Annotated in this window: 13 protein-coding genes; 4 read left to right on the forward strand and 9 right to left on the reverse strand. The window is 50.8% G+C overall.

Annotated features, from left to right (window positions below):
* Positions 1 to 237: 237 nt before the first annotated feature.
* The 7 genes from pbpC to IE092_RS01030 all read right to left on the reverse strand — a co-directional run bounded on the left by pbpC (position 238) and on the right by IE092_RS01030 (position 14,264).
* Positions 238 to 2,448 carry a penicillin-binding protein 1C gene (gene pbpC, locus IE092_RS01000; RefSeq protein ID WP_189355148.1) on the reverse strand — a complete coding sequence of 737 codons (2,211 nt, stop codon included), beginning with the start codon at positions 2,446 to 2,448 and terminating at the stop codon, positions 238 to 240.
* Positions 2,448 to 8,168 carry an alpha-2-macroglobulin family protein gene (locus IE092_RS01005; RefSeq protein ID WP_189355149.1) on the reverse strand — a complete coding sequence of 1,907 codons (5,721 nt, stop codon included), beginning with the start codon at positions 8,166 to 8,168 and terminating at the stop codon, positions 2,448 to 2,450. Before IE092_RS01005 ends, pbpC begins: the two co-directional genes overlap by 1 nt.
* Positions 8,169 to 8,171: 3 nt before the next feature.
* Positions 8,172 to 10,058, reverse strand: coding sequence for an MFS transporter (locus IE092_RS01010; RefSeq protein WP_189355150.1), 1,887 nt, complete (start codon positions 10,056 to 10,058; stop codon positions 8,172 to 8,174).
* 188 nt (positions 10,059 to 10,246) lie between these two features.
* A complete protein-coding gene (locus IE092_RS01015; RefSeq protein WP_189355151.1) occupies positions 10,247 to 10,993 on the reverse strand; it encodes a polysaccharide deacetylase family protein in 747 nt (248 codons plus the stop codon).
* Between the two features lies 1 nt (position 10,994).
* A complete protein-coding gene (locus IE092_RS01020) occupies positions 10,995 to 12,299 on the reverse strand; it encodes a hypothetical protein (RefSeq protein ID WP_189355152.1) in 1,305 nt (434 codons plus the stop codon).
* The gene (lolD, locus tag IE092_RS01025) at positions 12,296 to 13,000 is read right to left on the reverse strand and encodes a lipoprotein-releasing ABC transporter ATP-binding protein LolD (protein WP_189355153.1); all 705 of its coding nucleotides are present in this window, start codon (positions 12,998 to 13,000) and stop codon (positions 12,296 to 12,298) included. The genes IE092_RS01020 and lolD overlap by 4 nt, the downstream gene beginning before the upstream one ends.
* Positions 12,993 to 14,264, reverse strand: coding sequence for a lipoprotein-releasing ABC transporter permease subunit (locus IE092_RS01030; protein ID WP_229792962.1), 1,272 nt, complete (start codon positions 14,262 to 14,264; stop codon positions 12,993 to 12,995). The genes lolD and IE092_RS01030 overlap by 8 nt, the downstream gene beginning before the upstream one ends.
* A 40-nt stretch (positions 14,265 to 14,304) precedes the next feature.
* Here IE092_RS01030 and IE092_RS01035 point away from each other — a divergent pair, with 40 nt between their 5' ends.
* The 3 genes from IE092_RS01035 to IE092_RS01045 all read left to right on the forward strand — a co-directional run bounded on the left by IE092_RS01035 (position 14,305) and on the right by IE092_RS01045 (position 19,116).
* Positions 14,305 to 15,279 (forward strand): hypothetical protein, encoded by a 975-nt coding sequence (locus IE092_RS01035; protein WP_189355155.1) that lies wholly within the window; start codon positions 14,305 to 14,307, stop codon positions 15,277 to 15,279.
* Complete coding sequence (recJ, locus tag IE092_RS01040) at positions 15,276 to 16,970, forward strand: single-stranded-DNA-specific exonuclease RecJ (RefSeq protein ID WP_189355156.1); 1,695 nt, start codon at positions 15,276 to 15,278, stop codon at positions 16,968 to 16,970. The genes IE092_RS01035 and recJ overlap by 4 nt, the downstream gene beginning before the upstream one ends.
* 112 nt (positions 16,971 to 17,082) lie before the next feature.
* Positions 17,083 to 19,116: a M13 family metallopeptidase gene (locus IE092_RS01045; RefSeq protein WP_189355157.1), complete on the forward strand. Its 2,034-nt coding sequence runs from the start codon at positions 17,083 to 17,085 to the stop codon at positions 19,114 to 19,116.
* Between the two features lie 367 nt (positions 19,117 to 19,483).
* Here the strand turns inward: IE092_RS01045 and IE092_RS01050 are convergent, their stop codons facing one another.
* Both IE092_RS01050 and IE092_RS01055 read right to left on the reverse strand, forming a co-directional pair.
* Positions 19,484 to 22,510 (reverse strand): HD domain-containing protein, encoded by a 3,027-nt coding sequence (locus IE092_RS01050; protein ID WP_189355158.1) that lies wholly within the window; start codon positions 22,508 to 22,510, stop codon positions 19,484 to 19,486.
* A 431-nt stretch (positions 22,511 to 22,941) separates the two neighbouring features.
* On the reverse strand, positions 22,942 to 23,955 hold the full coding sequence (locus tag IE092_RS01055) for a site-specific integrase (protein ID WP_229792963.1): 1,014 nt from the start codon (positions 23,953 to 23,955) through the stop codon (positions 22,942 to 22,944).
* 139 nt (positions 23,956 to 24,094) lie between these two features.
* Here IE092_RS01055 and IE092_RS01060 point away from each other — a divergent pair, with 139 nt between their 5' ends.
* On the forward strand, positions 24,095 to 25,183 hold the full coding sequence (locus IE092_RS01060; RefSeq protein ID WP_189355159.1) for a DNA-binding protein: 1,089 nt from the start codon (positions 24,095 to 24,097) through the stop codon (positions 25,181 to 25,183).
* The last annotated feature ends 150 nt before the right edge of the window (positions 25,184 to 25,333 follow it).

Raw genomic sequence — 25,333 nt, forward strand, 5'->3', positions numbered from 1 at the left:
AGTCTGTTACCGCAAACGAAAAAGCCAGCAAGCCTGAATACGGTTTGCTGGCTTTTTTATGACCAATGCAGCTTGGCGCCTCGCGATATGTAAGCCGTTGGTGACGGCAAAAATTGGCCAAAAATAGCGCAAATGCGGTGTTCAGCACAGCGATCCGGCGGTCGTCGGCAGAAAGTCCGGGCCTTCGGAAAAGTAAAATGACGAAGTTTGCACAATGCAGCGTACTCTCCGCTGGCCTTACTTCACAGCTTGCGGGCGTTGCGCCCCTTTCTTTGGTGTCAGTACCGCGCCGCGCACTTCAAATGCTACCTGATCTAACAATTCGCCTTTTTCATTCAGTAAAGACAGTTTGTGTTTGCCCGGTGCAGGAAACCACAAGGCGCTCTGTTCCGCTTCGGATTTACCTTTGGTTTTAACAGGGGTGCTGATGATCTCGCCATCCATGACCAGAAAGCCGGTGTCGACAGAAGCCCGCAATTTCACGCGCTGATTCGCAGGCGGAATATCAGGGTCCAGCGCCATGACTTCACCGGCAAACGGATACAGAATTTTTGGTGCGCCCCAAGCATGATTGCCGACGGCGATACGGGTTTGCGTCGTGCCGGTCATAAACCATTCTTTACGGGCGGCTTCCCGCTGATTGCTGTAGCTGATCTGAGCCTGTTCGACACCCGCAGGTGCCGCTGGCCGGTAGCGTTTTTGTGCCGGCGTGTCGTTGCGATGCAGATAGCGGACGATGTCTTGCCAGACCGGCGCGGCACCGGTTACGCCCGACACATCCCACATCGGGGCACCGGACGCATTACCGACCCATACGCCAACCGTATAGCGGCTGGTGTAACCGATACACCAGTTATCACGCATGTCCTTTGAGGTACCGGTTTTCACCGCTGCCCAGACCTTGGCTGCCAGCGCATTTTCCATACCAAAAGTGACGGCACGCGCCTGCCGGTCGCTCAGCATATCGCCGACAATGAACGCTGCCGGCGGCTGTAATACTTTGCTGACCGGTGACGGTGGTTTATCCAGCCGGGTACGTACACCGCTGTAGCTTCCGAGATTCGCCAGCGTACGGTATGCGTTGGTAAGGTTGAGCAGACTGACATCCGCACCACCCAGCGCAAGACTGTATCCGTAAAATCCGCCGGTTTCCTTCAGGCCCAGCCCCAGTGCCTGCAAACGCTGAAAAAACGGTTCCGGCTGCACATCGACCAGCAATTTCACTGCAGGTATGTTCAGCGATGACGCCAGTGCAGTACGTGCACTGACAACACCTTTAAAGTGTTTGTCGTAATTCTGCGGGATATATAAACCGTAACCGGTATTGATACTGAGCGGACTATCGTCGATCAGCGATGCGGCGGTGATCAGTTTTTTTTCTAAGGCCAGCTCATACAAAAATGGTTTCAGGGTGGAACCGGCCTGACGCAAAGCAGTAACGCCATCCACTTCACGCGCATCGGATAACGCTCCGCTGGAACCAATCCACGCCAGCACATCACCGCTGGCGTTATCCAGCACCACCACCGCACCATCTTCGACATTGCGGTCTTTTAACGCTGCCAGCTGGTGCACCAGCGTATCGCGCGCATACCTTTGCAGCGCCGCCGATAAGGTGCTGCGAACACTGCGTTCCTTTTCCGATAGTAACTGCCGCGCAAGATGCAGCGCCGCGCCGGGCTGGCGGTCTGAGCGGGATAAACCGGATTGGTAAGACGCGCTGTTGCGCGAAAACGCGATGCGGATCTGCCCTTCCAGATTCAGGCAGTATTGCGGTAATTTCTGTTCCTGCAGCAAACGGCATGCACGTTCCGCAACAACGGCTGGCGCGGCATTCGGGGCGCGGATCAGCGAAACGGCGATTGCTGCTTCGACCTGATCGAGTCCGCTGGGATGTTTTTCAAACAGGGTGCGCGACATCGCGTGAATGCCGCTGAGTTCGCCGCGAAACGGCACCATGTTCAGATAAGCTTCGAGAATCTGGTCTTTGCGCCATTCCCGCTCCAGCGCCTGCGCAATCACGGTCTGATTCAGCTTTTGCCACAGATTACGGCGTGCGCCGTCGCGCTTCAGGTCGGCTTCCAGCAATCCCGCCAGTTGCATGGTTAAGGTGGATGCGCCACGGGTTTTGGTATTCCACAAGTTAGCCCACGCAGCAGCCGCAACTGCACTCCAGTCCACGCCGCTGTGTTCGTAAAAGCGTTTATCCTCGGTCAGAATCAGCGCCGTTTGCATGGCGGGGGAAATGTCAGCAAGTCTGACCCACTCGCCTTTACGCTCTTTGAAATCGACACGCAGGGTTTGCAGTAAAACGCCCTGACGGTCCAGTAACTGCGCATCCGAAGAGATATACCGGTTTTTAACTTGCTGAAAATTTTCCATTGCACTGCTGCTGACCGGCATTGCAGCCAGCAGCAGGCAACTCAGCACGACATGAGATCGCTGCATTACTTCACTATCATGCTGGCATTCGGCAATTCCGCAAAAATCTCCGGCGAATACATCACTTCGGCACGCGTAGACGGCAAGCGGAAGTCACCCGGCTGATTCAGACGAATCACATAACTGGCCGTGATTTTTCCTTTCGGCAGCCACTGATAATACGCACGATAGGCATCAAAACTGCGCTCTTCATACACTGGCGCATCTTTGTTATCCGCTACCTGATCTGCAGCGATCGCAGAATCCCGCCCAAGGCCGGAACCCATGATGCTGGCACCCGCAGGCACAGGATCATTCAGTACCACCCATACCAGCTCTGCATTGGTTTCGATCTGAACATCAATGCGCAGCACATCGCCTTTACTGTACTGCCCCGGCGTTTTCTGTTCTACCGGGATGATTTTACGGGTCAGACGCAGACCGCTGAAGTTAGGATTTTTCAGCGGGATCGCAGCCAGACTCTGCAGCGTCACCCACGGTTTTCCTTTTCCTTCATGGTTCAGTTGCAACACCTGCTCACCGGCGCGTAACTGTGCGGCCGGCAGCAGGACTTTGCCATCATTCGCCGTCCAGCTGAATGCCAGTGGTTTGTCCATTGCAGCCAATGCCGCCGTAGTTACGCCGCTGACTTTTTCGGTTTCAAATGTGCGGGCAAATTTTTCCAGAGCCAGCGTTCCCCAGGCATTGGCTGTCGTCGTGCCCCAGTGACCGGAATTCTGACGTTGCAGCGCCCCGTTCAGCAAGCGCGGCATATCTTCTTTCCATTCCGGTTTATCCGCCATCGTCAGCAACAAGCGCACAGCATTGCTGTTGCTGTTACTCATCAGCCACCACAGATTATCGTTTTGCTCGGTATTGAAGATCATTTTTGTGCCCTGATAACTGAGACGGGCACGCAATATCTGGTCAGCTTCTTTGAGCAACTGATCCCGTTTCGGAATGGCAGCGCTGCGGCTCAGAATCGCGTACCAGTCCAGTACAGCACTGGTTGGCCACAGATTCGGCGTGACAGAGATCGATCCCAGCATACGCGGTTGCACTGCCTGATAACGGGACAATGCTTCCAGCGCAGCCAGCTTACGGAAATCCAGATCAGCCGATGGCGACCAGTACTTACGGGTGATTTTACCTTCCACAAAATCACTCAGGCCTTGCAGCATTTTTTTGCGGAACTCGTCAGGAATCGGATAGCCACCCTCCTGGGTGATTGCCAGCAGATAGGCTGTCAGCGCATCGCTGCCCTGCTGAGCGCCGCTTTGCAGCGGGAAATAAAACGCCAGCCCGTTTTCATCCAGATAGGAAGGCAGATCATTCACCACTTTTTGCCACATCTGTTTATCACGCAGACCGATCGCTTTGGATGTGCGCTGTTCCAGACAGCTGTAAGGATAGCGTTCAAAGTAGCGACGCAATCCTTCTGTACCATTCAGCAGGCTGGCACTGTAATTCAGTGCAATACCACCGCGATCTGGCAGTGCATCCTGTGGACGGATCAGATTCATACTGAGTGTTTTATCAATCTGCACCAGTGTTGCCTGTTGCACGGTGACAGGCACTGCGGTCACACGTTTTTGTGAGAATTTCAGGCTGTCAGATGCATGGCTGGCTGAACCGGTTTCCTTTGCAGCAAATTCCCATTGCAGCATATCGGATTCCGCATTGCCTTTGATCGCCGGAACCGTAAGCTGCCAGCTGACTTCTGCTGCTGCACCTGCGGCCACTTTCACACGCTGTTCAGGCAGATTTTCCTGATCATTTTTTGCAGTCACACTCAGCTGCATATCGCGCGCCGTGGTGTTGCGCAGTGTCAGTTGCGCTGTGTAGGTATCCCCTTCACGCACCATCGGCGGCAGGCCGGTGATGATCTGCAAATCCTGTTTGACGATAAAAGAAGTCGAACCGGTTCCGAATACATTGCTGCCGTGAGTACCGATAGCGACAACTCGGAAACTGGTCAGCGCATCGTTAATCGGCACTTCAATTTCCGCGTGACCATTTGCATCCAGCACCACATCCGGCTTCCACAACAACAAAGTATCGATCAGTTCCCGCGTTGGTGATTTACCACCGCCACCACCGGCCGCAACCGCTTTGCGTCCGAAGTGACGCTTACCGATCACCTGCATTTGTGCCGTCGCGGTTTCCACGCCATAGCTGCGGCGCTGATACATCGCACTGAGCAATTTCCAGCTCTCGTTTGGCTGTAATTCCAGCAAAGCTTCGTCTACGACAGCAATTGCGAGTTCTGCGCCTGCTGCTGGTTTGCCATCCGCCAGTTTTGCATCGATTTTTACCCGGGCTTTACCGCGTACAGCGTAGGATGCCTGATCGGTTTGCACACCAATCTTCATTTCATTGCCCTGATGGCTGACGAAAATTTCTGCCACACCGTATTTAAACGCAGGTTTTGCCAGATCCACAGTTGCGGTTGGTGCCTGATATTCGCGGAATTCGTGCCACCAGTTAACCGGTTCTTTCCAGCCCCATGTGAAGAAGGAATACCACGGCACTTCACGCATACGTCCGCGCACCGCCAGTACAGACACATACACATTCGGCCCGTATTCCGCTTTGATCGGTACGGAAATACTCGGGTCTTTGCCAGAAATTTCGACGGTAAAAGTTTCGATAATACCTTCACGCTCGACTGCCACCAGTGCGGTCGCAGCGCGGAAAGGCATGCGTACCTGGAATTTTGCAGTTTCACCGGGCTGATAATGTTTACGTTCCGGCAGAATATCAATGCGGTCCTGATTCTCACCATCGAACCAGTTTTCCGCACCGGACACCCAGATGCTGGATTGTGTCAGAAATGCTTTGCCATCTTTATCCAGTGCCTGCGCTTCCAGGTTGATATTGCCGGATACTTTCAGATCAACTTCGCACAGGAAATAGCCGCGTTCGTCGGCTTTACCGCTGCACAGCTCGCCGAGATCTTTGGATTCATCCTGATTTTCATACGCATAAAAACCACCGACGATCTTCTTACGATGTGAAATCGTCAGTTCCTGACGGCCTTTGACACTGACTTTCGTTCCCGGCGCCGGTTTGCCATCCGGTGTCAGTGCAACCAGTCTGATTCTTGCTTTATCGCGCAGTGAAATCCAGCCTTCGGTTTTGATACCGAGCACAACAGCGGCGGGCCATACCGGAAACGTCTGACTGATTGTCTGAATTTCGCCGTTCGGATCGGTGTAATTCATTTCGGCTTGCAGCAGTTTCGGGCTGGTGATTTCAGGTACGGAATTGACCAGTGTCTTACCGGCACCTGCTTTGTCCAGACTGACAGCCTGTTTATTTGCGACGACCACACGGTCTTCACCGTCACTCCAGCGACCGAACTGAAAATCTTCAAACTGACGGTATTGCAGCGTGCGTCCCGACAATACCGCACTGACGTCAACTGAACGGCCTGCAGCAGCACCGCCGTTCAGATAATTCAATTGCAACTGTAAAGGAATCTGCTTAGGCTGAACCAGCAAACCCGCAGACTGGGTAATTTGCCCTGTCATCGTCGGCAGTACAAATTCTTCGACACGGAAACTGCCAGTCAGATACGTGCCGCTCGGCAAGCCCCATTCTTCATATTCCGGGCGTTTCTCCGTTGGGGGTGTGCTTTCCAGATACACTTCATACGTGCCGAGTTTTGCCTGCTGCGGAATCGCAAATTGCGTCAGCGCGGACTGATTACCGCGCCACTGCAACGGAAACACATATTCCTGCCCGCTACCCTGATGCACAATGCGCACTTTCACCGGCAAGTCTTTCGGATTCACATTTCCAAATCCGTTACGGGATTCAGAGCGGAAAACGTGTTTCATTGAAACCGTCTGACCCGCACGGAACAGCGGGCGGTCAAAAATCGTATGCGCCCGTTTGGTGCTGACCGGACTGAAATCTGTCGGGAAATTGAAGCGGAAACTTTCTATCCCCTGATTCCAGCTGGACAAGACAAAAGACATGTCTTCCACACCGTTAGCATCTGTCAGGCGTGCGCTGGCGAACAATCCCTGAATTTTGGCTTCAGCGCCCTGCACTGACGGACAAGCCTGGTCGGATGTAACGTTTGCCAGCACCGTTCCCTGCGCGCCGGTTTTACCGTTCCAGATTTGTTTGCCGTGGCAATCAGAAATACGTATCTCGGCACCTGCAACCGGTTTTCCGTTATCCAAACGCGTAACCCAGACCAGACTGTTTTCACGACCCGTTTTCAGATGTACTGCAAGATTGGTCGTGAGCGCACTGGTGCGTACATACATTGGTGCGTCGCGGTCCAGCAGCGCTTTGCCGAGTAAACGGGATTCCACTTCAAACACATAAAAACCCGGCTTGCGCATTGGAATACCAACCACTTCGAACGGGCGCTTATTATCGTTAGCTGCGCTTGGTAAACTGATTTTTTCTGTCCCTTTTTGCTGATTCAGTAAAGACAGGGTGCGCGACTGCACATCTTCCTTACCGATACGCAGTATGGATTCATGGTACTTATTCAGTTGCGCGATCCAGCCTATGATGGCAGCATCTTCCGTTGCCCGTAATTGCGTCAGCTGACCTGCCGGCTTTTTGCCATCTGCCTGCTTTACGCCAATATCCAATTCAACCTGACGTAAGGTCAGTGGCATTGCTGCATCCGGCGTCCATTCAACAATCCCGAATGGCGCGGTCGCAAATTTTGCCAGCGGTGGAAAATCTGCGGTACGGATTTTCATCGGGAAAGCAGATGCATTCTCCAATTTGCGACCGGACTCATCCGTCAGGGAAGATGGCAATTCAAGGCTCAGCTCAGCATTTTCCGTATAAGGAGCAGGAAAACTGACATAGCTCAGCGTCTGCGCTTTCTTGTCGTCTGCAGACAAAACCGGTTTCAGCGTTGCCTTTGGCGTTTTCAGAGTGATTTTTTCAATCAGTTCACGCTTAACCGGTGTGTTGAATGTCAGTGTCAGCGGGAGTATCGGCGTACAGGCAGCGCGGGCATTTTCGCGTGTGCAATTCATCTCTGCAGTAAATGCCGGTCTGACTTTGTAACGGAAAGATTGTGGCTTAGAGTTTGCCGGTCCACCTTCGGTACTGACGATACCTTTCTCCCACACAACCCTTACTTCAGCGGCGTTCGGAAAGGTTTGCTGGCACTGAATAACAGAGACGCGGTCATCAGTGACTTTGATTTGCAGATTATCCAGTATCGCTTTCCGATCTTTGCCTGACACCAGCTTCACAGGGATGCGCTCTTCCACCCCTTTACGTTCGCAATAAACTTTTTCACGCAATACAGATTCCGCCACCGGAGCAGAATGCTGTAATACAAATGCCTGATCTTCTTCGATCTGTGCGCTTGCATATGGCTGAATGCGGCTGACAAAAGGTCCGCCAGTGGTAAAGGTAAATGTACTTTGTCCTTGAACCGGGCTGCCCGACAAGGCATTCAGTCCGGCGATCAGCTTAAACTGGCAATTCAGGCCGGAACCCAGTGGCTCTGTAAATTCATATACCCAGTTTTTTTCATTGGTCCAGCGCCCGTTTCCTCTGGCTTTACATTGCACCGTGAAAGGATCTTTAATTTTCGGATCACCGAATGCGATCATCGGCTCTGAAAACTGTGCCCTGACCTGACTGATCTGAGTGACTTCACCCTGCGGTGAAAAACTGGCGACCGTTGCCGCCTGAGAACCTGCTGCTAACGCATAAAGTGCAACCAGTGGCAGCGCTGAACGCCAGTAATTTGTCATGTCTTATCTCCAGTTTCCACGCAACGCAGTCACGCGCTCTTGCAATATTTCAGGTGTCACTGCGGTAGGCAGCATAGGCTCACCGACAACCAGCTCCAGTCTGGAGAATGGCCCGCGACGGAATGCGCGTTCAAACGGATTCGTTTTATCGCGCGAGAAAATACTGCCCCACAAACCACGCAACGCCATCGGAATCACCGGTACAGGTGTGCGCTCGATAATTTTCATCACGCCGCCTTTGAACTGATTAATGTCACCGTTACCGGTAAGCCGGCCTTCCGGGAAAATACAGACCAGTTCGCCCTCTTCCAGCGCCTGTGCAATATCGATGAAAGATTTTTCCATCAGCCATTTGTCTTCTTTTGCCGGTGCAATCGGAATGGTTTTGGCGGTGCGGAAAATCCAGGAAATCAGCGGGATTTTAAAAATATTGTGATCCATTACAAAACGTACAGGACGCGGGCTGCATGCCATCAGCACGACTGCATCCAGATAACTGACGTGATTACAAACCAGTACCGCCGGGCCTTGTTCCGGAATATGTTCAGTGCCGATACCCCGCACTTTATGAATAGTATGAATCAGTATCCATGCGAGGAAGCGCATCAGGAATTCCGGTACCAGACTGAAAATGTAAGCGGCAACGAATACATTCAGAATGGCGGTTGCGAGAAATATCTGGGGAATCGTAAAGCCTTTTACCAGCATCGCACTTGCTGCGAGTGATGCAACTACCATGAACAGCGCGTTCAGGATATTCATCCCAGCAATCGTGCGTGACAAATGTCCCGGTTCGCAGCGAGTCTGAATCAGCGCGAATAAAGGCACGATGTAAAAGCCACCGAATACACCAAGCAGTACGATGTCTGCCAGCAAGCGGATTGCGCCCGGTTGCATCACAAACTGCATTGCGGTGACATTCTGTGCTGCGACATACGCCTGACTTGCCAGCGCTAAATCAATGCCGAACAGGCTCAGACCAATCGAACCGAATGGCACGAGACCGATTTCCACCTTGTGACCGGATAATTTTTCACACAGCAGAGAGCCGGCGCCGATACCGAAAGAGAAAACTGTCAGCAACAGCACGAACACCGAGTGGTCGCCGCGCAGGAAATCTTTCGCAAATAGAGGAAACTGGGCAAGAATAATCGCGCCGTAAAACCAGAACCACGAGTTGCCGAGTAAGGATAAAAAAACCGGCCGGTTCTGCTTACTGAAAGCGATATTGCGGATGGTTTCCGTTACCGGATTCCAGTTCATCTTCAGGTCGGGATCCGCTGCCGGGGATTCAGGAATCCCAAGACTCGCAATATATCCGAGTACTGCGATGCCGATGGTGATACCAGCGACCAGCATCACACCGCCATCACCATGTGAAACCAGCATTGCGCCGAGGATTTCACCGAGCAAAATGCCGACGAAGGTGCCCATTTCGATCAGACCGTTACCACCGATCAACTCATCGGTATGCAAATGTTGCGGCAGGTACGCGTACTTGACGGGGCCGAATAAGGTTGAGTGTATCCCCATGCCCGCCACACCGCCGATCAGCACCCATACATTGTGTTGCAGCCAGCCGTAAGCGCAGACCAGCATAATCACGATCTCAAGCAGTTTCACTCTGCGGGCCAGCCAGCCTTTTTCTTTTTTATCTGCCAGTTGTCCGGCAGATGCCGACAAGATGACAAAAGGCAGAATAAACAAACCCGGAATTAACTGATTCAGCAGACTTACCGGCATGTTTGTCCAGTGCAAAGCGTCAAATGTCAGCACTGTTAACAATGCAGTTTTAAATACATTGTCATTAAACGCGCCCAGAAACTGGGTCCAGAAAAACGGCGCAAAGCGCTTTTGCCGCATCAGGGAGAACTGGCTATTTGAGCTCATGGTAGATTCATTTTTTGCAAAAACCCGTTTATTCTAACGAAGCTCAGCATGAATCCGGCAAAAATTTACATCATGAAACCAGCAATAAACACAGAGGCTGTATTTGCATTTCCTGACGGAAATGCAAAGCGCCGATGATGGCACCGGCAGGTGCTCAGGATGGCGGGAAAATAGCTGCAAGCGCGGCTTTAGCTGCGTCGCGCCTGTTCGAAATACAAAATGGCATCACGGATTGTTTTCACTTCGCAGCCTGCGCTGATTGCTTCTGCAATACAAAAACCCAGCAACTCCGGTGTCGCACCCCATTGTCCGGGTTGATGGGTTACTTCGTGCGTGTAGAAGATCAGCCAGCCTTTTCGCTTCGCAACATCCTGAATCAGTGCCTGTAATGTTTGTGGCGTCATTCGGCCTTCATACAAGGCCATCGCAGGTAGAGCGTAGACATCAGCACCATCGAACATGGTGCGGTTTCCGGTAATACGGGCATAGCCAAAGTGCGCTTTCGCTAGCAATTTCGAGGCAAAGCTGTATGCGCCGAACGGAAAAGCAAATCCGGATAAAGGTAATTGCAGGCGCTTAAAAAAATCCTGATTACGCAGCAAATCTGCCTGAATCTGATCCCTGTCAGCGCGCTCGCAATGTGTGTGTGAAAACGTATGGCAGCCTAGTTCGTGGCCGGCGAGGTGCAATTGCCGGAGAATGTCTTCAGAGTGGCATTGCTGCCCTTGCTCGGTCTGATCAGTCAAACCACCGCACACAAAAAATGTTCCGCGAACACCGTGCTTTTCCAGTATTGCGGCACCCTGCTCACAAGCACTCAGCGGTACATCGTCAAAACTGAAACTTACCACGCCGCGCGGCGCATGAAACGGCAACCAGCTTTTTGCAAAGTGACGGGCAGCAAAACGGCTTATCCTGCGTATCAGCGATTGCATTTTATTGTCCTTCAACAGCACTGTAATGCTGTTGATAGCGGCGCAGGCGCAGTTTATCCGCGCTGCCAGTCTGGTTCTCAAAAGTATATTCAAGTGCAAGGCTGATAATCCGCTGTGACTGGCGCAAACCGTCCTCATCGCGATTCGAGCGTTCTGCGATACCATCCAGCATCAGACGCCAGCGCGGATCAAACTGCCATACAGCACCTGCACCGAAACGCTGCAGCTTTTCATTACGGGTTGCATAGCCGCGCGTGCGGACTATGCGCTCAATAAGTTGCTGTTCACTGTTCTGATGCAAATAAGACAGATTCATTTTCCATTTCGGAGAGTAATTCCAGCTCAGATCCAGTCTTTGTCCTGTTGCGGTGACATACTGAATCGCCGGATCAATCAGCGAATACGGACGATTAAACAGCTGCAAATCAAAGCGCAGTGACGGTGAAAAATGATAAGTGCCGCGCAGTACAAGATTCGTCAGATAAGTATCCCGACTGTCATCGAAATGATATTCACGGCGGATTTTTCCCAGATGACCACTGAAAACAGTCTTTGGGCTGTACAACCATTCGATGTCTGCAGCCAGTTCGCGTTCTTTATATCCCTGATCCAGATCTGCAATTTGCCGGAAATCGCGATCGGTAAATTGTGCTTCACCCTGACGCACGCCAGCCTGCACACTTGAGCCGGTTGGCGATGTATAACGCAGAAAAAACTGTCCGCCTTTTTCATGATTGTTATACAGCTGATTCACTGCTAATTCATAATTGGTTTGATTGCGGTACAAACCGGCATTGAACTGAAAATCATTCATCAGCTTCCAGTAAGCATTCAAATCGGTCTGCCGTGATGTCACCAGATCACGGTCGGTCAGACTGCCATTGATATACTGAAACAGTTTTTTTCCGGTGCCCGCATGCGCCTGCAGCAATACATTATTAGCGATGCTGACATCCAGCGTGGCGTCACCGGCGCTTTCACGGTGATTCAGCTGACTGTAATCTTTGTAGTGAACCGAGCCCAGTGAGCCCGTCAGAATCAGCCGTGTCTGATCCGAAGCCAGCGGAATCAGCACGCCGGCACGGAGATTAGCGCCGGTAACTGTATCACCACCGCGTTGTTCCTGTTGCACGGGGCCAGGTCCGGGGCCGCCGGGCGCGGGATTATCATAAAACTTCAGCGGGTTACTGTCACTGCGCAGCGAAGTTTCCATTTGCAATGCCAGTTCCGCTGCCATGGCAGAACCCGAAAATGCGCTGATCAGCGCAATCGCGACCGATGAATTTTTCAGCGCACGGTATTTCATGCCAGTTCCTTTAAACCTTCAGACGTCAGCCGCAATCTGCGGTCGCAACGTGCGGCGAGTTGCTGGTCGTGGGTCACAATAACGAATGCCGTTGCGAGGGTTTGTGACAGCTCCAGCATCAGGTCGAATACCTGTTGTGCCGTATCCGTATCCAGATTGCCGGTTGGCTCATCTGCCAGCACGCACGCCGGATCAGTGACCAGTGCACGTGCAAGCGCAACACGCTGACGTTCGCCACCGGACAGTTCACCCGGTACATGGGTGATCCGCGCCTCCAGTCCGACTTTGATCAGCATTTCTTTTGCCTTTTGTTGTGCCTGTTCGCGATTGCAGCGACGGATCAGTAAAGGCATGGCGACGTTATCAAGCGCAGTAAATTCCGCCAGCAAATGATGGAACTGGTACACAAAACCCAGCGCATGATTACGTAAATCGCCGCGTTTCTTTTCGCTGATATCGTTCAGACATTGCCCGAGCAAATGCACGGTTCCGTTGCTCGGTGTGTCCAGCCCACCAAGCAAATGCAGCAAGGTGGATTTACCTGAACCGGATGCGCCAACAATTGCCAGCCTTTCACCTGCATGAACATTGATACTGACTTTGTCCAGCACACGCACAATAGAATTACCTTCGGTAAAACTCTTACTGAGATTCTGACCAGCAAGCACCAGATCACCGTGTTGAATACGGGAATTATTCATAACGTAAAGCCTCCGCCGGTTTAACTCTGGAAGCTTTCCAGCTCGGATATAGGGTTGCGACAAATGCGAGAGATACCGCAATCACACTGATCTGCCAGACATCAGGCCAGCGCAGATCAGAAGGCAGGCTGGAAACGAAATACAGTTCACGCGGCAGGAAAGCGACGCCCAGCATGCGTTCGATCGCCGGAACAATGACATCGATATTCAGTGCAACTGCAACGCCCAGCAGTACGCCGCCCAGCGTACCGACGATACCGGTAATGCCGCCCTGAATCATGAAAATCTTCGTGATCGACCATTGTGATGCACCGAGTGTACGCATGATCGCGATATCGGCTTGCTTGTCCGTCACCGTCATGACTAGCGTCGATACCAGATTAAACGCTGCCACCGCCACAATCAGGGTCAGGATAATGAACATCATGGTTTTTTCTGTTTTGACTGCCGCAAAATAATTGCGGTTTTGCTGAGACCAGTCGCGGATCAGCAAATCACCGCTCAGACTGCGCGACAATTCCAGCGCAATTTGCGGTGCTTTCAGCATGTCATTGACTTTTAAACGGATACCGGTCGGTGCGGACAGGCGGAAAAACTTTTGCGCATCATCCAGCTGCATGAATGCCATGCCGGAATCGTATTCGTAATGGCCTGCTTCAAAAATGCCGACGACACGAAACGCTTTCAGTCGCGGCATAACGCCCGCTGGCGTCATTTGTCCTTCCGGTGCCGCCAGCGTGACTTTGTCACCCACACCGACATGCAGACCTTCCGCCAGTGCGGCACCGAGAATGATATTGAACTCACCGGCACGCAAATCGTCCCAACTGCCGACCTTGATTTTGTCTGCAACTTCGGAAACCTTCCGCTCTTCTTCCGGCAGCACACCACGCAAAATAACGCCGCGCATGGTTTCATCGTGCAGAATCATCGACTGCCCGTCGACATACGGTGCGGCACCTTTTACTGCCGGATTGCGTAATGCTTCCGTTGCCGTGGTTTTCCAAGCAGGCGCAGAGCCGCTCGGATCAAAAACTTCAATATGTGCGACGACCGATAACATGCGGTCGCGGACTTCTTTCTGGAATCCGTTCATGACGGATAAGACAATGATCAGGGCAGCCACGCCAAGCCCGATGCCTAACATCGAGATAGTCGAGATGAAAGAAATGAAACGATTCCGGCCACTGCGTTTGCCTGCACGGGTATAACGCAGACCGACCAGCCATTCATAAGGCAAATTTTTCACTATGTGTTGAACCACAAAATTCAGGTAGGCGAGAGTTTGCCATACAATCACGCCTATGAAAAATCTGACACTCATTTTGCCGTTTGCAATTCCGCCTGCGGAATTTCTGACGGACTTTCGCAAATCGCTGAAAATGCCCGCGCTCAGCCAACTGTTTGCCGGGCTTGAACAAACCAGTACCCATTCAATCGACGACTTTTCGCCGGCGCTGCCACACGAATACTGGCAGGCAGGAATGCACTTGCAAGCACCGGTCAACAGTCCGCCGGTTGCCTGGCATCTGATGCAGTCTGCCGGTATTCCGGTGACGGAAGGTTTCTGGTTTTTGCTGCAGCCAATTCATATTCACGTCGCCCGCGATCATCTGGTACTGACCGATACCGAGCGCTTAGAAATCAGTCAGGCGGAAGCTGAAGCTTTTTTTGCGATCGCTGCGGAAGTTGCTGCTGAATATGGTCTGACTCTGCAATACGGGAATCCGCAACAATGGTTTGTACGCGCAGATAAATGGTGTGAATTGCGCACCAGTACCACTGCGGCTGCATCCGGCCACAACATCGATATCTGGATGCCGCGTGGTGAGGGAGAACGTCAGTGGCGTCAGTTCCAGAATGAAATACAAATGCGCTGGCATGATCACCCGCTGAATCAGGAGCGGGAAATGCGCGGCCTGCGTACTGTCAATTCGGTCTGGATTTCCTGCGGCGCAGGCCAGCATTTACCTTCGTTTCAGAATTCCGTCATCTGGAGCGGAAAATACCATGCAGACCAGCATCCGGTCTTGCAGGTGAATACGCTCAGTTCACACGCACTGAACAGTGACTGGGGCATGTGGCTGGATCAGATGCAAACGCTGGATCAAACGCTGTTCGCACCGGTGCTGGCGGAATTGCAATCCGGAAAATGGCATTCCGTGACGGTGCTGATCAGCGATTCCCGCAAGCTGTGCACGCTTACTTGTAAAAAAGTGCCTGGCTGGAAATTCTGGCAGCGCGGATCACTGGAACCTTTATTCGGAGCCGCAGCATGACGACGATCGCCAGCCGGCCTTATTCTGAAGCCATTGCCCAGCGCTTAAAAAGCGAAGGCATCCACCCTGTACTCGCACGCATTTTTGCTGCCCGAGGCATACAAAGCAGTGCCGAGCTGAATATGGAGCTGGGCGCCCTGCTCCCGCCATCCGGTTTGAAAGGCATACAGGAAGCCGCTGTATTTCTGGCAGATTGCATCGCAGCCGGGAAACGAATGACCGTGATTGCAGATTATGACTGCGATGGCGCGACTGCCTGTGCTGTGGCGATACGCGGCTTGCGTATGTTCGGCGCGCAAATGACGTATATCGTTCCCAACCGGTTTGAATATGGTTACGGGCTGACACCGGAAATCGTGGAACTTGCAATACAGACCCACGCACCCGATGTGCTGATCACGGTCGATAACGGCATTGCCAGTGTCGATGGTGTAAAAACAGCGCGCGATAAAGGTTTATCGGTACTGATTACCGATCACCATTTACCGGGCGACACCCTGCCTGACGCCAATGTGATTGTGAATCCGAACCAGCCGGATTGTGGCTTTGACAGCAAATCGCTGGCCGGTGTCGGGGTTATGTTTTATGTGTTACTGGCATTGCGCGCTGAATTACGTCAGCGTGGCATGTTCGATCAGCGCAGCCAGCCGCGCCTCGATACTTTATTAGACCTGGTAGCACTGGGAACCGTAGCAGACGTGGTCAGTCTGGACAGCAACAATCGGGTGCTGGTGGCGCAGGGCTTAAAGCGTATTCGTCAGGGTCAGTTTTGTCCGGGCGTAGCCGCTCTGTTTCGTGTTGCGGGTCGCGATTTTCCTCAGGCTACGCCGTTCGACATGGGATTTGCGCTCGGCCCGCGTCTGAACGCTGCCGGACGTCTGGCCGATATGTCACTGGGTATTGAATGCCTGCTGACTGACAGCATGGAACGCGCATGGGAAATCGCGCAGATGCTGAACAGCATGAATGCAGAGCGCAAACAAATCGAGCAGGACATGCAGGAAGTTGCGCTGATTCAACTGGAATTGTATGGCTCCGATGCGCAGCATGCGATTGTGGCGTTCGATGAAAACTGGCATCAGGGCGTGATCGGTATTCTCGCATCGCGTCTGAAAGACAAGTTTTATCGCCCCGTGATTGCATTTGCACCGGGCGATGCCGGATTGCTGAAAGGCTCTGGCCGCTCTATTCCCGGTTTTCACATGCGCGATGCATTGGATCTGGTGTCCAAACGTTATCCGGATCTGATCAGCAAATTTGGCGGACATGCAATGGCAGCCGGTCTGACCATTGCGCAGGATGATTTACCGCGCTTCGCCAAAGCGTTTGAAACCGTGGCGCAGGAATGGCTGCAAAAAGAAGATTTACAGAAAGTTGTTGCCACCGATGGCGCGCTGAGCGCCGACGCGTTCAGTCTGGATTTTGTGTATCTGATGGATCAGTACGTGTGGGGGCAATCTTTCCCGCCGCCAACTTTCAGCGGTGAATTCCGTGTGATACAACAGCGTGTTCTGAAAGAACGGCATCTGAAACTGGTGCTGGAGCGCGAAGACGGCACGCGCTACGACGGTATCTGGTTCGGCCATAATACCTATGTACCGGATGTCGCGCATGTAGCTTTCCGTCTGGATATCAATGAATACAACGGCACAACAAGGTTGCAGTTACTGGTAGAACATATCGAGGAATAGCGTTTTTCTGTGACTGCGGGAACCAAGTTTCCGGTCCGTGGTCACAAACCTGCTGCACGGGCAAAGTCATATTGTCCGGCATTCATATAACTCACGACGAGGGGAATTCAGTATGAAAACCAAAATCGCACAGGCCGCAGCAATCCTGCTGGCAGGTCTGGCAAGTTCCGGTCTGGCACAAGCAGGCATGGACAAAGCCGGTATCGAAACCAGCTTCCGCGACACTACAGTGCGTCCGCAGGATGACTTTTACCGCCATGTAAATGGTAAATGGCTGAAAACAGCAGAAATTCCTGCTGATCGTTCCAGCGCCGGCGCCTTCATGGATTTGCGCGAAGCGGTTGTTCCGCGCCTGCACACGCTGATCGAAAATCTGCAAAAGAAACCGGGCGCAGCAGGCAGCGATGCACAGAAAATCGGTGATTTGTACGCCAGTTTCATGGATACCCGCCAGATTGAAGCAGCAGGTCTGAAACCATTGCACGCTGAATTCGCAAAAGTGGATGCCATTAAAGACAAGGCCGAACTGCCTGCGCTGTTTGCCTGGCTGAACCGCATGTCCGTACTGGCGCCGCTGGATATTTCTGTGCATCAGGACAATAAAGATTCCACCAAATACGTACTGGACGTTGGTCAGTCCGGCACTGCGCTGCCAGACCGTGATTATTACCTGAAAGACGATGATGCCAAACTGAAAGGCACACGTGAAAAGTATCAGGCACATATCGCCAAAATGCTGAAAATGTCCGGCGATAAAGAAGCTGAAGCCCATGCAGCTGCGATTCTGGCACTGGAAACCGAATTTGCCCGCGCCCAATGGACCAAAGTTGAACTGCGCGATCCGGTAAAAGCCTACAACAAAGTAGAACTGGCGAAACTGGGCGAAGTGACCACAGGCTTTGACTGGAATGCTTACCTGAAAGCTCTGGGCGTGACAGGTAAAGTGGATTACCTGATTCTGGCGCAGCCAAGCTACCTGAAAGGCATGAGCGAAGTTCTGGCAAAAACACCGCTGGACACCATCAAGGTTTACCTGAAATGGAATCTGCTGGCATCTGCCGCATCTCAGTTGCCGAAAGAATACGCGGACGAAAGCTTTGCTTTCTTTGCACAAACCCTGCGCGGCGTACCGCAACAGGAAGTTCGCTGGAAACGCGGCGTGCGTCTGGTGGATTCCGGCATGGGTGAAAGCCTCGGCAAGCTGTACGTCGAAAAATACTTCCCTGCCAGCAGCAAAGCCCGCATGGAAGAACTGGTCGGCAATCTGCTGCAAGCTTACAAAGACAGCGTCGGTACGCTGGACTGGATGAGCGACGCGACTAAAAAAGAAGCGCTGGGCAAACTGGCGACCTTCATGCCGAAAATCGGTTATCCGAACAAATGGAAAGATTACTCTGCGCTGCAAATCAAAAAAGGCGATGCGCTGGGTAACCTGCGCGCCATTCGCCAGTTTGCTGCAGATGCTGAACTGGCAAAGCTGGGCAAACCGGTAGACCGCGATGAATGGGGCATGACACCACAAACCGTCAATGCTTACTACAACCCGGAAATGAATGAAATCGTATTCCCGGCAGCAATTCTGCAGGCACCGTTCTTCAATCCGAAAGCAGACGACGCAGTGAACTACGGCGCAATCGGCGCGGTCATCGGTCATGAAATCAGCCACGGTTTCGATGATCAGGGCGCACAGTACGATGGTCAGGGTAATCTGCGTGACTGGTGGACAAAAGAAGACCACGAAAAATTCGCCGCGAAAACCGCTGCACTGGTGAAACAGTACAACGGCTACAGCCCGATTCCGGGTTACAACGTCAACGGCGAACTGACACTGGGCGAAAACATTGCGGATAACTCCGGTCTGGCCATTGCCTACAAAGCGTACAAACTGTCCCTGAAAGGCAAACCGGCACCAGTCATCAACGGCATGACCGGCGAACAACGCTTCTTCATGGGCTTTGCGCAGGTTTGGCGCGGCAAAATCCGTGAACAGGAAGCGATCATCCGCATCAAAACCGATCCGCACTCCCCTGGCGAATTCCGCGCCAACGGCACACTGCGTAACATGCCATCGTTCTACGATGCATTCGGCGTCAAACCAGGCGACAAGCTGTATCTGGCACCAACCGAGCGCGTATCGATCTGGTAATTGTTTGCGCTTAGCTGTATTTGTTCAGGCAAATGCAGCTAAGCTGCGCAGAAACAAAAAACCGTCTGTTGTAATGACAGACGGTTTTTTTATGCCCGTTTCATTTCAAGTGTTCAATCGTCAGACGTATGGCGCTGAAGCCTCATCATCGGCGCCACGGATGCCCGGAATTGCTCCAAAATGCCAATAAACACCCCAAATGCGGACTTTGGCACAGCGATCCGGCGGTCGTCGGTAGAAAGTCTGGCTGTCCAAAATGTTCAAATGACGAACTTTGCATAACATTCAACAAATGCGCCACTGGAAATCTTTTGTGAAATCTGAATTGCAAACTTGCTTTGAAAAATAAAATTATCGATAGACTAACTTACTCAATTTTTTTCTGCCGCAACTTAGTCCAATGCCTAGAATTTCCTGTTTTCTTCATAAGATTACCATCAATATATTCAATTAAATTTTTATAGGCCTTTTTGATTTCCTCAAGTGATAATTGCTTAATTAAATGCGGCTGAATAAAATTGCAAATCTGATCAAGTTGATGATTTGTGCACTCAATACTTCCCTTAAATCCATTGTACAAAAAAGGCAACAATAAATAATTGCAATTAAGTCCTATTGAATGAGGATATAACATTTCTACTCGCAACGCCGTCTCAGGTTTTAAGTAAAGCTCTTCCCAATATTCACCTCTACAGGGCAATAGATACCTGCTACAATTCATTGGATCCAAACCTTCGATCAATGCCCGAGCTAAAGCCCTGTCCGTATATAAATTTTTCTCACTTTTTGAGAATTTATAAAATAAATTAATCGAAAAATGCAAGTTAAATTCTCTAATTGAAATATATTCATCCACCTCATTCAATCCAATATCCTTGCGATCAACTATTGATATATTGTTGCACGATTCTTTTCCCCAAGCTCTCCACAAAATCTGAATAAAATCTTTATCTTCAATCTCGATTAAACTTGATGAAAAATTTTTCGAATAATCATAACGATAACTATGAAAACAAGCAAAAAATTCATTTTTCTCAAAATATTCTCTAAAAGTATTTCCCCCCCAAATTTCAACCAAATCTAACCATGCATCATTTGATTTGATTGCAAAGTCTCTCCAGTGGCTTTCGTACTTGATTGCCATTTTACTCAAAAATAGAGAAAATAGGGGGTCTTTGAAAATGGCTTCATTTTTTTCGATATCGCGCTCAACCGCTATTTTCAATACCTCTAAAATAAGCTCCCCCAATTTTTCTTTTGCATCTGAAGCTATCGAATCTCTACTTGCATTTAGCCATTCACTGGCTTTTCCTGACATTAAATCTAATTCAATGTTAATATTTGGTATTTTGATAGCATTAAACTTAAAGGGCTGCCCCTTAAAGGATATATGAAAATTTGGCGGCCCAAAACTCGACCGATTCAATTCATAATAAAAAATTATATTATGGCCATTCAATTCAATATAATTCAAGCTTTGATCGCGACTTGCATCAAATAGCTTGCTTTTACCAAAATGATAATTACATTCATAACCATCTATCAACACTCCTTCAATAGGAAGAATGGATTTTTGTGAAAAATTTATAATCCGATCCGCCAATTCAGCTGCATCCTTCGGGAAATAATCATTCAAAACCGGATCAAATTGACTAATAAAATGCATTTGTGTTGCTTTTCGTCTATCAAGGGACCAGTTTTTTGACGAATTTTCGATTTCTACTTCAAATTTAATTTCTGTTCCATAGTCGAAAGACACGTCAAAAGGAATGGTTTTGATCGTAACCATACCTTCGTTTACTCCCGTTGGGCTGTGCATCGTTATTTTCAGCTGTTCGTTCGTAAAAATGCTCTTGGTAATTATTGTAATTTTATCAGTTACCATAAAAACACTTTGCAGTCCGATACCGAATGCACCGGAAGGTTTTATCCATTCAGGCATAGACTTAATCAAACTTTGTCTTTCAGTATTGCGCTGAGAGCCGCCGACCCTCGACATATGTGCTAAGTCTGTACGACTAATACCGGTACCTTTATCTTTAATATGTATTCGCCAAAATGATTTTCCTGCATCATCTGAAGCTGGCACCCCGGTTTCCACAAGGTTAACTTTCACTCCCCAGTCAGCAAACTCTTTTTGAAAAGATTCATAATTTTCCTGATTAAATGCCCAGCTTGGTAATACATCCCTTTTTGTCAGCCAAATTCGTAGCAGTGTTGCATCGATGGCATTTTGTAAAAGCTCTCTGATGCAAGCAAATTTCGTGTTGTACAGATTACTACCCTGCAATAATTCAAATGCTTTCGCTGTATCAACCGTGAATTGAGGACGTTCACCCGCTTTGAGTAACTGATATTCCCCCGCAAGCCGAACCGATATTTCTCCGAGCGTAGGAAGCAAGCCAAGCTCCCTGCTGGGAACAATGTCCTGCCAGTGCGACATTTGGTCTTGCATTTCTTGCTTCAGCCAGTCGAACCACTTGAATGTCTCGATATACCCATCAATGTTTTCACATTCAGCAGACACTTCAATCCGTTCGCGATCCATCCGCAAATGTCGAATGGCGGCATGTTTATGCTCATGCGCTTTGCTGAGATGTGGTCTGTTTTCTCCGGCAATGCGCTGCATGACCGGACAGAAACGGTTATCGTCCATGTCCAGCAAATCGCCCATACGCAAAAGACAGGCAACAAATCGCGGATGGCAATCTTCCTGCGCCATACCTGCTTCGCGAAACGGCAACCCTTTGGTGTTTGAAATAAGATCTGAAAATGGCACGCCATGCATTTGGCAGATATTGCCGAGCAAACGAAAGAGCCTTGCAGGAATCAGCTCGGTTCTTGGCGAACTGATGCCAACAGTTGCCCACGGGTCTTGTACGATTGCATTGGATCGCGTCGCGTGACTCTGGCGAAACCACTCTGCCATCAATTGCCGGAATTTATCTAATGCATCAAGCGGCGTATCTGCACCACTAAAACATTTCGTCAGATCTTTTGCGTCAAAAGTAAGTGCAAACCGGTGCAGTTCATGGTTGGGTGAATTGCGGATGCTGTCGAGATACGTTTCGAATGCCGGGTTATTTAAAGCATCTTTAAGAGCATCGGCAGGAACGACCATGCCGATGTCGTGCCAGTACGCCGCCTCCAGTAACAGCCAAGTATCTGTCGCAGTTAGCAACTTGATGTTGTCGCCCAGAAGGCGCTCGATATTGATAAGGATTTGCTTGCAGTGCGATTCATCATGGCGACTGTAGTGCGGAAAAAGATTTCCAACAGTTTGCAGGGCTTTCGGAATTATTTTTTCGTCATAGCCCCATTGATTCAGCAATGTTGCTAATGCGGAATGCTCTTCTGCTTTTGCTTTGAGATGCTTGATAAGAATGTCAGCCATGTTGTCATTTTTCAGGTTGGATCCATCCGTCAGTGTGTTGCGCTCAGTTTTGTCAGTGTTGGTTCAAAGCCATTCACTGAAGTTTTCTGATACGCATTACTTGGATAGAAAAAATCGGCGCTGCTCGCAATGTCGCCACTATTTCGGATTTTTATGCAGATGAAATCGTCAGGCAACGAATTAGCAATATTAAATCTTATTTTTCATTTTGATTTGAATATTGAACAATTTTTGTCACAAATGCATCTGTATACACGACGCGCTACGATTTGAAGAGATGAGGTTGGTGAAAAAACACCTTTTCAGGTCAATTTACACACCAAATGCGGACTTTGGCACAGCGATCTGGCGGTTGTCGGCAGAAAGTCCGGCTGTCCAAAATGTTCAAATGACGATATTTGCATAATGGCCGACCGTAAAACTGTGTGCGTCTACGGCTTGCGTTTCGCGATCTGCGTGACCACGCTTTCCTCAAACAGATCAGCATCGGCAATATAACGGTGCACGGTGGTGTCTGAACGCCAGCCGCCCTGACGTTTAATGGCGCGGAAACTTGCGCCGGCATGGTAAGCCTCCGTCGCCATGCCACGGCGCAGGCTGTGGCTGGAAATGGCTTGCGAAGGACCGGCGACATCCTGCAAATGTTTTTTGATGACGAGATTGATGCCATGTCCGGTCATGGCGTTTGCGCTGAGTTGCCCCCACTGATTGATGGCGCGGAAAACCGGCCCTTGCGTGATGTCTGCTGCCGCAAGCCAGCGTTTCAGCAGCGTGGCAGCGCAGCTGGCTTCATTGGTATAAGGAACGGCTTTCTGCAAGCCTTCACCGGTCTGATCCGTTTTTGAGCGTGGCAACAGTATGACAACGCCGCGCTTTTCCCACTGCAAATCTTCTGCTTTTAAGGCTGCCAGTTCAGAGCGGCGAAAGCCACCGGAAAACCCTAAACACAATAAAGCCATATCGCGCTGTGCTGCCAGATCACCCTGTTTGCTCATTCGCTCACAAACCGCGCTCAGCATGGCGCTGTCAGCCGGCGCAGCCTTCTTTTGCGGACTGCCGTGGGTGCGGCGTATGCCGGTCAGCAATTTGCGGATATCCGGTTTTGCCGTCGGGTCATCGAATCCCTGCAGTGTATGCCAGCTCGACAGCGCAGCAATACGCAGGCTGAGTGTGCTGCTTTTCAGGCTGGCGGCATGGGTCAGCAGATAGTCGCGCAGCATTTGTTCCGTCGCAGGTAAGACAAACCCTGCCCTCAGAAACTGCCGGATGGCCGTCTGATACGCGCGCCGTGTATTCGGGCTGGTGGCGGCTGCCAGAAATTGCTGGTGCAGCCTGGTCAATTCCTCGGTATTCGCCAGTGCATTCGCATCGTTTTTTACGGCAATTTTGGTTTTTTCTGAGGAAACACCGGCAAATGCACTATTTTGAGTTTTGCGTAACGACATGGGCAATCAGCATTATTGAGCTTTACTAACTTTCGATAATATACATTAGCGTAAGTTATTTCGTGAATTTTTTCTGAAATTTTAATCGTAATTTGCTACACTATTACGTATTACGTTATTTATTACTTTATTTGCAGATATGGCCAGATCAGGAATCCTCTATTCGGACGTTGCCAAAGCCGCGAGCCAGCTAACTGAACTCGGGCATCCGGTAACGGTTGATAATGTGCGCAAAATGCTCGGAGATACCGGCAGTAAAAGTACGATTGCACCGTATCTGCGCCAGTGGCGCGAAAATCATGCACTGGAGAGCGAATCCTCCCGCCTGAAGCTGCCACCTTCCCTGCTGTCTGCTGTTCAGTCTTTATATGAAGGAATGCAGCAGGAGGCGGAAATCCGTTTCACGGAAGCAGAAAAGCAGCATGAAGAAGCCGTTGCAACGCTGCAGGCCGAATTGCACACGCTGAAAAAGCGATTAGACGAAAGTGCACAAGCCCATCAGGAAGCGTTGATGGAATTGCGCTTAAGTCAGAAAGAACATCGCAAAACGCTGGAAACACTGGAGCGCGAACGCTTACAAAGTCTGGCGCAGCAACAGCAAATCACCCTGCTGAATCAGCGCCTGACCGACAAACTGCAGCACCTGCAAATGCAGGAAGAGCAATTGCAGCAGGCGCATCAGCAGTTTGAGCATTTTCAGGCGGCCAGCATGCGCCAGCGACAAGAAGAAACAGCAATGCATGAAGGTCGCCTGCAACTGGCAGAGCAGCAATTGCGCAAAACGCAGGCGCAATTGAGTGAAACGCAGGCGCAAGCCAAAGCCCATGAATCGGATCTGCATAATCTGAGCCGTCTTTATGAGGCGGCACTGACATCACAGGCACAACTGAAGCAGCAACTGGAGTCTGAAAAATCGCAGTCTCTGACGCTGAAACTGCAATTACAAAGCAGCGAAGAACAACAAAAACTCGTGCGTCTGCAGGCAGAAGATCATGAGCAGCGTCAGTTTGTGCTGGCAACCGAAAAAGCAAGGCTGGAAGAACGCCTGCATCTGCTGGAGCAGGAAATGCGCCGGATGCAGGAAAATCTGGGGACGCGTGAGCAGGAGCATCAGACTTTGCTCAGCACCGTCGCCGATCTCAGCGCAGCACTGGTGCATCCGGAAGCGGAAACCAAAGAAAAGCCCGTCGCCGCGCCACGCAAGCGCCGCAAACCAGCCGCAGACTAATCATCTTGGTCGCCAGATTCAGCGCACATCACGTCGCTGACTCTGGCGACGATCAGGATACATCTGCATGCTTCTGTTCGGAAAAGGCCGGCATCCCGCCCGCCTTTTCTTGCGTCATCACAAGAAACATCCGGATACCCGCCCTGCCCT

The organism is Cognatundibacterium squillarum (genome assembly GCF_014652435.1).
Classification (GTDB): Bacteria; Pseudomonadota; Gammaproteobacteria; order Burkholderiales; family Burkholderiaceae_D; genus Undibacterium; species Undibacterium squillarum.

Bases quoted from the DNA above. Each gene is read 5' to 3' on its own strand.
- IE092_RS01005 (WP_189355149.1), bottom strand. From the start codon at position 8,168: ATGACAAATTACTGGCGTTCAGCGCTGCCACTGGTTGCACTTTATGCG.
- IE092_RS01020 (WP_189355152.1), bottom strand. From the start codon at position 12,299: ATGAAATACCGTGCGCTGAAAAATTCATCGGTCGCGATTGCGCTGATC.
- IE092_RS01055 (WP_229792963.1), bottom strand. From the start codon at position 23,955: ATGTCGTTACGCAAAACTCAAAATAGTGCATTTGCCGGTGTTTCCTCA.
- IE092_RS01045 (WP_189355157.1), top strand. From the start codon at position 17,083: ATGAAAACCAAAATCGCACAGGCCGCAGCAATCCTGCTGGCAGGTCTG.
- IE092_RS01010 (WP_189355150.1), bottom strand. From the start codon at position 10,058: ATGAGCTCAAATAGCCAGTTCTCCCTGATGCGGCAAAAGCGCTTTGCG.
- IE092_RS01015 (WP_189355151.1), bottom strand. From the start codon at position 10,993: ATGCAATCGCTGATACGCAGGATAAGCCGTTTTGCTGCCCGTCACTTT.
- lolD (WP_189355153.1), bottom strand. From the start codon at position 13,000: ATGAATAATTCCCGTATTCAACACGGTGATCTGGTGCTTGCTGGTCAG.
- IE092_RS01060 (WP_189355159.1), top strand. From the start codon at position 24,095: ATGGCCAGATCAGGAATCCTCTATTCGGACGTTGCCAAAGCCGCGAGC.
- IE092_RS01035 (WP_189355155.1), top strand. From the start codon at position 14,305: ATGAAAAATCTGACACTCATTTTGCCGTTTGCAATTCCGCCTGCGGAA.
- IE092_RS01050 (WP_189355158.1), bottom strand. From the start codon at position 22,510: ATGGCTGACATTCTTATCAAGCATCTCAAAGCAAAAGCAGAAGAGCAT.
- recJ (WP_189355156.1), top strand. From the start codon at position 15,276: ATGACGACGATCGCCAGCCGGCCTTATTCTGAAGCCATTGCCCAGCGC.
- pbpC (WP_189355148.1), bottom strand. From the start codon at position 2,448: ATGCAGCGATCTCATGTCGTGCTGAGTTGCCTGCTGCTGGCTGCAATG.